At 61.1% G+C, this 9,195-nt stretch carries 8 protein-coding genes; 2 read left to right on the top strand and 6 right to left on the bottom strand.

Translation table 11 applies throughout. The features are described 5' to 3' along the window. The 5 genes from A477_RS0101260 to A477_RS22845 all read right to left on the bottom strand — a co-directional run. The coding region (locus A477_RS0101260) for a universal stress protein (protein ID WP_017197234.1) at positions 1 to 1,027 on the bottom strand (1,027 nt) is incomplete at its 3' end. A gap of 29 nt (positions 1,028 to 1,056) precedes the next feature. Then, complete coding sequence (kdpC, locus tag A477_RS0101255) at positions 1,057 to 1,671, bottom strand: K(+)-transporting ATPase subunit C (RefSeq protein WP_017197233.1); 615 nt, start codon at positions 1,669 to 1,671, stop codon at positions 1,057 to 1,059. A gap of 9 nt (positions 1,672 to 1,680) precedes the next feature. Then, positions 1,681 to 3,813, bottom strand: a complete 2,133-nt coding sequence (gene kdpB, locus A477_RS0101250) for a potassium-transporting ATPase subunit KdpB (RefSeq protein ID WP_017197232.1) — start codon at positions 3,811 to 3,813, stop codon at positions 1,681 to 1,683. Further along, entirely contained in the window at positions 3,810 to 5,477 is a 1,668-nt protein-coding gene (kdpA, locus tag A477_RS0101245) for a potassium-transporting ATPase subunit KdpA (protein WP_017197231.1), read from the bottom strand. Before kdpA ends, kdpB begins: the two co-directional genes overlap by 4 nt. A 6-nt stretch (positions 5,478 to 5,483) precedes the next feature. Continuing rightward, complete coding sequence (locus A477_RS22845; RefSeq protein ID WP_017197230.1) at positions 5,484 to 5,582, bottom strand: potassium-transporting ATPase subunit F; 99 nt, start codon at positions 5,580 to 5,582, stop codon at positions 5,484 to 5,486. Between the two features lie 375 nt (positions 5,583 to 5,957). On the opposite strand from A477_RS22845, the gene A477_RS0101230 reads away from it, so the two are divergent. Continuing rightward, positions 5,958 to 7,382: a TrkH family potassium uptake protein gene (locus A477_RS0101230; protein ID WP_017197228.1), complete on the top strand. Its 1,425-nt coding sequence runs from the start codon at positions 5,958 to 5,960 to the stop codon at positions 7,380 to 7,382. A gap of 24 nt (positions 7,383 to 7,406) precedes the next feature. On the opposite strand, the gene A477_RS0101225 is transcribed toward A477_RS0101230, so the two are convergent. Beyond that, positions 7,407 to 7,604 (bottom strand): hypothetical protein, encoded by a 198-nt coding sequence (locus A477_RS0101225; RefSeq protein WP_017197227.1) that lies wholly within the window; start codon positions 7,602 to 7,604, stop codon positions 7,407 to 7,409. 350 nt (positions 7,605 to 7,954) lie between these two features. Here A477_RS0101225 and A477_RS0101220 point away from each other — a divergent pair, with 350 nt between their 5' ends. Next, positions 7,955 to 9,193: an FG-GAP repeat domain-containing protein gene (locus tag A477_RS0101220; protein ID WP_017197226.1), complete on the top strand. Its 1,239-nt coding sequence runs from the start codon at positions 7,955 to 7,957 to the stop codon at positions 9,191 to 9,193. Positions 9,194 to 9,195 lie beyond the last annotated feature (2 nt).

Below are 9,195 nucleotides of genomic sequence, written 5' to 3'. Positions count from 1 at the left end.
CCCCCCGGCTTCCACCCCCGCCTGTCAGGAAGCTGGCTGGGAGCTTGTGGCGGGAAACGCCCACCACAATCTGGGTGGCATTCACGCTGCGGGCAAAGTCCAGCAGTGCCTTGGCGGGGTCTTCACCGGAAACCGTGTGGTAGCTTCCGCCGAGGTCCTTGATCAAGGTTCGCTGGGCTTCCAGATCTTGCGGTGACTCTGCGGCCACACCATCGGCAGCGCGCACGTGGACGGCCAGAAGGTCGCCGCCGTTTACCCTCTTGAGAATGCGTGCTGCCCGCCTGATGAGCACTTCGCCCTCGGCGCCGCCGGTGAGACCAATGACGATGCGTTCCCGTGCAGGCCAGCTCTCCTCGATGTGGTTCTCAGCCCGGTACCGCGCCAGTCCTTCATCCACGCGATCGGCGAGCCAGAGCAACGCCAGCTCGCGGAGCGCGGTCAGGTTCCCCACGCGGAAGTAGTTGGACAGCGCTGCGTCGATCTTGTCTGCAGCGTAAATCTTGCCGTCACCCAGGCGCTGTCGGAGCAGTTCCGGTGAGATGTCCACCAGGTGGATCTGATCGGCGCGGCGGACAACCTCGTCGGGGACTGTTTCGGCCTGCTTCACGTCCGTAATCGCGCTGACCACGTCACCCAAGGACGCCAAGTGCTGCACATTGACCGTTGACAGGACGTTGATCCCTGCCTCCAGCAGCTCCTCTATGTCCTGCCAACGTTTTTGGTTGCGGCTGCCAGGAATATTGGTGTGCGCGTATTCGTCCACGATCGCTGTGTGCGGGCGCCGGGCCAGGACCGCATCCAGGTCCATCTCTTCAAACGTGCTTCCCCGGTACTCGATGACCCGCGGCGGCAGCGTTTCAAGCCCATGAGTGAGTGCTTGGGTATCGGCGCGGCCGTGGTGCATGGCGAACGCCACCACCACGTCCTCGCCCCGGCCCAGCAATCTGTGCGCTTCTTCGAGCATGGCGTAGGTTTTGCCGACGCCCGGTGCAGCCCCCAGAAAAATCCTCAGTGTCGCCCGCGCCATGTCCTCATTCTTCCACTCCGGAAAGGCAGCTAGCCGCGGTTTGCAGCGAGGCGGGCAATGTCCAGGTTCAACAACGTCACGTTGACTGAGGGCTGGCTCAAGAACGCCTCGAGTCCACTACTTGTTTGCTTGTCCACCAACTTTTGGACATCCTGCGTTTCCAACCCATGGGCCCGGGCAACGCGCGGCACCTGGATAGTGGCGTAGTCCACCGAGATGTGCGGATCCAGCCCCGATCCGCTGGAGGTCACGGCGTCGGCCGGAACCTCCTGGGGGCGGACGCCCTCAGTTGCCGCAATTGCTGCGCGGTGAGTGGTCACAGCCTCCAGAAGTTTGGCATCGTTCGGTCCCAGGTTGCTCGCCGAGGATGACGCCGGGTCCCACACCACCGCGGATGGGCGGGCGTGAAACCACTGCTGGTCCTGCGTTCCGGACTCGTCGGCCGCAGTCTGCGCGATGAGCGCAGACCCTGCACTCTGGCCTGCTGGGTCCTTCACGATGGAACCGTTGGCTTGGAACGGCCCGGCAAGCTGTCCCGCGGCGAAGACGGCAAGGGGATAGAGCAACCCCAGGATGATCGTAGCCAGCAGCAGGAACCGGATGGCGGTGCCTGCTTGGCGGAGGTATCCGGACATGGTGTTCATGAGTGGCTCCTAGCCGATGCCTGGGATGAGGGAGATGACCAGGTCTATGAGTTTGATGCCAAGGAACGGAGCAATCAGGCCGCCCACTCCGTAGAGCAGCAGGTTCCGGCCCAGGGCCTGGTTGGCGGAAACCGCCCGGTACTTCACACCGCGCAGCGCCAAAGGCACCAAAGCGATGATGATGAGCGCGTTGAAGATCACCGCCGACAGAATGGCCGACGCCGGACTGGCCAACCCCATGATGTTCAGCAGCCCAAGACCCGGAAATGCAGCGGTGAACAGGGCCGGGACAATAGCGAAGTACTTGGCTACATCGTTGGCAACGGAGAAGGTGGTGAGGGCGCCGCGGGTGATCAGCAACTGCTTGCCGATACCCACAATGTTGATCAGCTTGGTGGGGTCGGAGTCGAGGTCTACCATGTTCGCCGCTTCTTTGGCGGCCGGGGTGCCGGAATTCATGGCGACTCCTACGTCGGCCGCTGCCAACGCGGGGGCATCATTGGTGCCGTCTCCGGTCATGGCCACTAAACGCCCTTCACCCTGCTCACGGCGGATGACATCCAGTTTGTCCTCGGGCGTGGCTTCCGCAACGAAGTCGTCGACGCCGGCCTCGGCCGCGATCGCTTTAGCCGTGACCGGGTTGTCACCGGTGATCATCACCGTGCGGATACCCATTTTGCGCAGCTCAGCGAAACGGGCCTTCATGCCGGGCTTGACCACATCTGCCAGGTGCACGGTTCCCAAAACCCGCGCGCCGCCGTCGTGCGTGGTCTCGGCGACCAGCAATGGCGTGCCGCCTTGCGCGGAAATCTCCTGCACGCGCCGCTGGACTTCGGCTGGAAGGCGGCCGCCGGCGTCGGTGACGAAATTCCCGACGGCGGACGCCGCACCTTTGCGGATGAGGCGCCCGTCCAGATCCAAGCCGCTCATGCGTGTGCTGGCCGTGAACTCCACAATCGCGATGTCGGTGTAGGCGCTGCGAAGCCCGGCCAAGTCGGGGCCTTCGATGCCTTTGGTGTCGGCGAGCTCCACAATGGACCGGCCCTCCGGGGTTTCGTCCGCCAGGCTCGAGAGCCGGGCGGCGGTGATGAGTTCGTTCAGCTCCACGTCGTTGGCCGGGAAGAAGTTGACGGCCCGGCGGTTGCCATAGGTGATGGTTCCGGTCTTGTCCAACAACAGCGTGGTGATGTCGCCGGCTGTTTCCACCGCCCGGCCGGAGGTGGCCAGGACGTTGTGCTGCACCAGTCGATCCATGCCCGCTATGCCGATGGCCGGGACCAAAGCCCCGATGGTGGTGGGAATCAGGCAAACCAGCAACGCCACCAGGACGATGGGAGATGGCGTCGCATCCGCCAAGGAAGCGAAGGGCGCCAAAGCCATTGTGACCACCAGGAACACGATGCTCAACGAGACCAGGAGGACATGCAGGGCGATCTCATTGGGGGTCTTCTGCCGGACGGCACCCTCAACCAGCTTGATCATCCTGTCAATGAAGGTTGCTCCGGGCTCAGCAGTAATACGCACTACGATCCTGTCGGAGAGGACCTTGGTGCCGCCTGTGACAGAAGACCGGTCGCCTCCTGACTCCCTGATCACGGGCGCGGATTCGCCGGTGATGGTGGATTCGTCCACACTGGCCAATCCCTCAATGATTTCGCCGTCGGAGGGGATGACATCCCCGGCCTCGCAGATAACCACGTCGTTTAGTGACAGGTCTGTCCCGGCGACTTCTTTCATGCTTCCGTCCTCGAGGCGAAGCCGGGCCATCACGCCTTGGCGGCTCGCCCTGAGGCTGTCCGCTTGAGCCTTCCCGCGTCCCTCGGCAATAGCCTCGGAAAGCGTGCCGAACAGCACCGTCAACCAAAGCCATGCCGTCACCGCGATGCCGAACACGTCAGGTTTCAGGAAACAGATCACCGTGCATGCCGCTGCACCCACCAGCACCACGAACATTACGGGGGAGTGGATCATTTGCCGCGGATCCAATTTCTTGAACGCCACAGGAAGTGCAGCCCGGAGAGTGGATGTGTTGAGCTTTGCCGGCGCCTTGTGGTGGCGGTGGGGCTCACCCGGGGCGGGCTTGCCGCCGGCGTCAGCGTGTGTTGGGGTCTCCGCGGCCGGAGCCATACGGGAGCTGGTCATGTGATAAGTCCTTCTGCGAGGGGGCCCAAGGCAAGGGCGGGGAAGTAGCTCAAGGCGGTGAGGATCACTGTCACGCCCAGCAGCAACGAGCCGAACAGCAGGCCATGGGTTGGAACTGTTCCGGACGAGGCCGGGATTTTTCTTTGCCGCGCCAGCGAGCCGGCCAGGGCAAGGACCAACGCGATGGGCAGGAACCGGCCCAAAAGCATTGCCAACCCAAGCAGCGTGGACAGGTAAGGACCGGAACTGGTGATGCCACCGAAAGCTGAGCCGTTATTGTTGGCGCCGGAAGTGAACGCATAGAGCAGTTCGCTGAATTGATGCGGCCCTGACGCCGGAGCATTTGCCATCACCTCCGGGAGGAGGGAAGAGATCCCGGCGAGCACCAGCACCAAGGTTGGGGTAACCAGAATGTAGAGGGCCGCGAGTTTCATTTCGCGTGGGCCGATCTTTTTACCCAGGAATTCCGGGGTCCGGCCCACCATCAGCCCCGCAATGAACACGGCAATGATGGCAAGGACCAGCATCCCGTAAAGTCCGGATCCTGTTCCGCCCGGAGCCACTTCGCCAAGCATCATGTTCAGCATTGCGATGCCGCCGGCCAAAGGAGGCAGGGAATCGTGGGCAACGTTGACGGCGCCGGTGGACGTGAGCGTAGTGGACGCGGCGAAGATGGAGCTCGCTGCCGGGCCTAGCCGTTGTTCGAAACCTTCTCCCAAACCACCGGCTGCTGCTGTTGCGGTTCCCTGTCCGGAAGATACCGCCCAGCCCATCAACAATGTGGACGTCAGCCACAGCGCGCCCATGACACCAGCCACTGTGTAACCCTGGCGTTGGTCACCCACCATCCGCCCGTACATGTAGGGCAGGGCGGACGGGATCAGGAGGATGAGGAACACCTGGAACAGGCTGGTGAAGACGCTCGGGTTTTCAAAGGGATGGGCAGAGTTGGCGTTGAAGTACCCGCCACCGTTGGTGCCCAAGACCTTGATCGCTTCCTGGGAGGCGACAGGACCACCGGGAATCAGCTGGCTGGCGCCGGTGGCCGTATTGGTGACCTCCGTGGACCAGAAATTCTGCACGACGCCGCCAATCACCAGGGCGATGGCCGCTACGGTGGCGATGGGCAACAGGATGCGGAACGAGGCGCGGGTAAGGTCCACCCAGAAGTTGCCCAGCCGGTCTGTAGTTGTCCGCGCTATGCCGCGGATCAGGGCTACTACCACCACTATTCCGACGGCGGCGGACAGGAAATTCTGCACGGCCAGCAGGCACATCTGGACGAAGATGCCCACGGTGGCCTCAGGTGCATATGTTTGCCAATTGGTGTTGGTGACAAAGGATATGGCCGTGTTCATGGCAATCCACGGGTCCACGCCGGGAAGGGAGTTACTGCCGGGCAACACGCCTTGTAGCCGCTGCAGAGCGAAGATCACCACGATGGATATCAGCGAGAAGAGCAGAACGCTGCGCAGATAGACAGACCAGCTCTGTTCAGTCCCGGAGTCCACCCCGGCCAGCCGGTAGATGGCCCATTCCGGTTTGGCGTGTTTGGCACTTGAGAAGACCCGCGCCATGTAGATGCCCAAGGGCTTGTGCAGCAATGCCAGAACAAGTACCAGTACGGCTATCTGGGTGACGAAGGATGCAGTACTGAAAACCACCCGCCGTCACCACTTTTCCGGGTTGAGCAGCACTGCCAGCAGGTACCCGGCAACGGCCAAGCCAAGGACGAACAGTCCCGCCCACATGATGGCATCCATGTTCATTGACCGCTCACCGGGCCATCGCCGTCCACCATCATGCCCAAGAGGTGGGCCACCCACATCACGATTCCCATGCTCACCACAAGAATCACCACAACAGCCACGTCGGCCACTGGAACGTCCTTTCATCAGTGCCCCTTTGCGGGGCTAATGTCAGTCAACTCCTGCGAAAGTGGCGAAAAGGCGTTCCTTACGATTCCTTAATGCGGACGCGGCAAATCTTGACGCGCTCTTAACGGCCCGGCGTTAAGGATTCGTCAAGAAATGCCCGTTTCCCCACCGTTGCTTGGTGGTCGGTGCTAATTTCGGCTCGGGTTGAAATGCCAAGGGCCGCCCGGAAAGGGATCCAGTGTTCAAACATCCTTGGGTGCATGCCGGATGACGCGCGCGCCGGAAAGACTGCCTTCGGCTGAACGCCCCGTGATCCGCCGCGGTCCCGTGCTGCAGACACTTGGTCACGAAGGGGAACGCCTTAAGGCCGCGCTGCTGCACCCGGTCCGCTTGGTGCCACTGGCGTTCCTGGCGGTGATCATCGTTGGTGCGGGGATATTGATGCTGCCTATATCCCGGACTGGCGGCGGCGAAGAGATCGTCACAACGGCCTTCTTTACGGCTGTCTCGGCTGTCTGTGTCACCGGTCTCATCACCGTGGATACTGCCACCTTTTGGACCCCGTTCGGGCATGCGGTGATCTTGGGACTCATTCAGGTGGGAGGTTTCGGGATCATGTCCTTAGCAACCCTGCTGGCCTTGTTCGTCCGCAAGACCATCGGCTTGCGAGGCCAGCTCGTGGCCCAATCCGAAACCCACACGCTGAACTTTGGTGACGTCAAGTCTGTGCTTTTCAGGGTTGTGAAGATCATGGCTGTCTTTGAGGCCATCACGGCGCTCGTCCTGACTGTTCGCTTTTGGGTGGCGTATGACGACAACCCCGGTACGGCTTTATGGCATGGCGTTTTCCATGCCGTCTCCGCATTCAACAACGCAGGATTTGCCCTGTACAGCGATAACCTCATCGGTTTCGCGGAAGACCCCTGGATCATCGTCCCCATCTGTGCCGCCATCATTGCCGGAGGGCTCGGTTTCCCAGTAATAATCCAATTGTTTAGGGACCGTCCCAAGTTCAAGAACTGGACGATTCACCTCCGCTTGACCGTTTTTGGTTCATTGATTCTGCTGACAGTGGGCGTAGTTCTGTTTGCTGCCTTTGAGTGGAATCGTGCAGAAACCCTTGGGCCGCTGAGCTTTGGCGGGAAAATACTGGGCTCGTTAGCAGGCGGAGTGTTCCCGAGAACGGCGGGTTTCAACAGCATCGACTACGGGGTGGCTACCCCGGAGACACTGATGATCACCAACGTGCTGATGTTCATCGGCGGCGGTAGCGCAGGAACTGCCGGCGGTATCAAGATCACTACGTTCCTGGTTCTGGGCTTCGCAATTTGGAACGAAGTTCGTGGCCGCGAGCAAGTCACCATTGCACACCGTTCCATCAGTTCTTCTACCCAACGTCAGGCTCTAACCGTCGCCCTGCTGGGTGTCGGGGCGGTCATCCTGGGGACACTGCTGCTTCTCATGTCCACCGACTACAGCCTTGAGAAAGTGCTCTTCGAGTCAATTTCTGCCTTCGGAACGGTTGGCCTGAGCACGGGAATTACGTACAACCTGCCACCCACTGCGGAGTGGGTACTCATGGCCCTGATGTTCGCTGGCCGAATCGGAACGGTCACGGTTGCTTCAGCCATCGCGCTAGCCTCCCGGCCGAGGCTGTTCATGCTGCCCGAAGAGCGGCCTATCATCGGGTGACATTTTCGCGGGAAAACCGAAGCGCTAAAGGTCGCACCGCAATTCGGGAACGCCCCCTCGGGACGCTTCGCTTTTCTCCCGGTCCGTCTCCTGCGCGGGGTCAGGGGCTGCTGGGGCATCACGGTGTTCTGCCCGGTATAGCCCAGTGAGCATCATCATGATGACTCCTACCCACATCACGGCCGTCACAAGGACAAAGCCCATCAGAACCAGAGCCTGCATGAGCGAAGTCTATCCATCGCATCGTCGACAGGGTGTTCCGACATTCAGCCCGCGAAAAATCAGGAAAAAGGGCCTTCGCAGCAAGTAGCGAGCTCTCGGATGGGGTTGAAAGACGAGTACCGACTACTCGTGCTCCAGCAGTACCCAGAGGTCTTTACTGAATGCAGCGGCTCAGGAACGACCACCAATAAACCCCCAATATTTGGTGGTTGCACGAACCGCGGGCCGGGGCCGGACAAGGTACCCAAATACTGTTGTCCGGCCCCTCGCCCAAACAAACCCCCGCCTCGGATTGGTCTTGCCGAGTGTTAGGCTCAGCTCAAATTCGGGTATCCGGGCTTGGGGGAATAATGGGAACTTTTCGTGCATTAGCCGTGAAATCAGCAGCACTTGCCGTGTTGGTAGTTGGCTCGACAGTGGCGGGCATCGCCCCGGCCACGGCTGAAGAGGGCGAGGGTTCCATAGCATCCACAAGCGAGTTTGTGCCGTTGATGCATGGAATGCCAAACGTGGGATCAGAGCTGACAATAGGAAGGTTCTTCACGCGTTCCTGTCCTGTGACGGATGAAGCCCCGCACGGGTTCACCATGGAGTGGCTCAGTAACGGTGTGCCGTTGCCCGCAGAGCGACAGGGCGAATTCCTGAAACTCATCCCAGGAGACCGCGGTAACCGCATCTCCTTCACCGCACAATCCTCTTGCAGGGAAGGAACGGTGTATCACAGCGCCGAAACACCACCCGTTGCGGCGTCCAACCGGGCCATGGGCTGGACCGGCCGCGGAAATCCTGAGCTCCTAGGCCGCACCGATGACGGTGACCTTGTCCTGTACCCCCGCACATACGAGTCCACTTGGAGGTTCTGGGACATGTCCTTCGAGGGCCGCTATTACAGCAGCTCCTGGGATGAACCGAGGGTAGTCGGTACGGGCTGGGACATCTTTGATGTTGTCTTCTCCCCGGGGGACTTCGACGGCGATGGCAACAACGACGCCATCGGCCGTGACCGCTTTGGAAACCTTCACCTGTACCCCGGCGACGGAGACGGGGGCTGGCTGGCGCCCTCCCAGGTCGGCTCAGGCTGGAACATGTTCGATTCGATCGTGGGCCCCGGGGACTTCAACGGGGACGGAAACAACGACGTCCTCGCACGTGACCGTTATGGAAACCTGCATCTGTACCCCGGCGACGGCGAAGGCGGCTGGCTGGAACCCTCGCAGGTGGGCGCAGGCTGGCAGATCTTCGACAAAATCGTCGCCCCCGGCGACACCAACGGCGACGGAACAGTGGATATTTTCGCCCGAAACCGCAACGGTGTCCTTCACCAGTACCCAGCAGACGGGCAGGGCGACTGGAAGTCCCCCGCCGTGGTGGGTGCTGGATGGGGTGCAATGACGGAGATCAGCGGCGCCGGCGTGTTCGAGCGGAACTGGGTCACTTACAACGCCGCGGGCGGACCTAGGAATGACGTCATCGCAATAGATCAAGAAGGCGACCTACGGCTGTACAGCCCCGCTTACCCCTACGACACTGGCCTCTACGAGGTTGGCGAAATCGGTATCGGCTGGGACATTTTCAAGGACCTGATCTGATT

This window comes from Arthrobacter sp. M2012083 (genome assembly GCF_000281065.1).
Classification (GTDB): domain Bacteria; phylum Actinomycetota; class Actinomycetes; order Actinomycetales; family Micrococcaceae; genus Arthrobacter.
This window is presented reverse-complemented; position numbering and strand designations above follow the sequence as displayed.

Excerpts from the sequence above, each read along its gene's own strand:
- A477_RS0101220 (WP_017197226.1), top strand. The coding sequence starts at position 7,955 with ATGGGAACTTTTCGTGCATTAGCCGTGAAATCAGCAGCACTTGCCGTG.
- A477_RS22845 (WP_017197230.1), bottom strand. The coding sequence starts at position 5,582 with ATGAACATGGATGCCATCATGTGGGCGGGACTGTTCGTCCTTGGCTTG.
- A477_RS0101225 (WP_017197227.1), bottom strand. The coding sequence starts at position 7,604 with ATGCAGGCTCTGGTTCTGATGGGCTTTGTCCTTGTGACGGCCGTGATG.
- kdpB (WP_017197232.1), bottom strand. The coding sequence starts at position 3,813 with ATGACCAGCTCCCGTATGGCTCCGGCCGCGGAGACCCCAACACACGCT.
- A477_RS0101230 (WP_017197228.1), top strand. The coding sequence starts at position 5,958 with ATGACGCGCGCGCCGGAAAGACTGCCTTCGGCTGAACGCCCCGTGATC.
- kdpC (WP_017197233.1), bottom strand. The coding sequence starts at position 1,671 with ATGAACACCATGTCCGGATACCTCCGCCAAGCAGGCACCGCCATCCGG.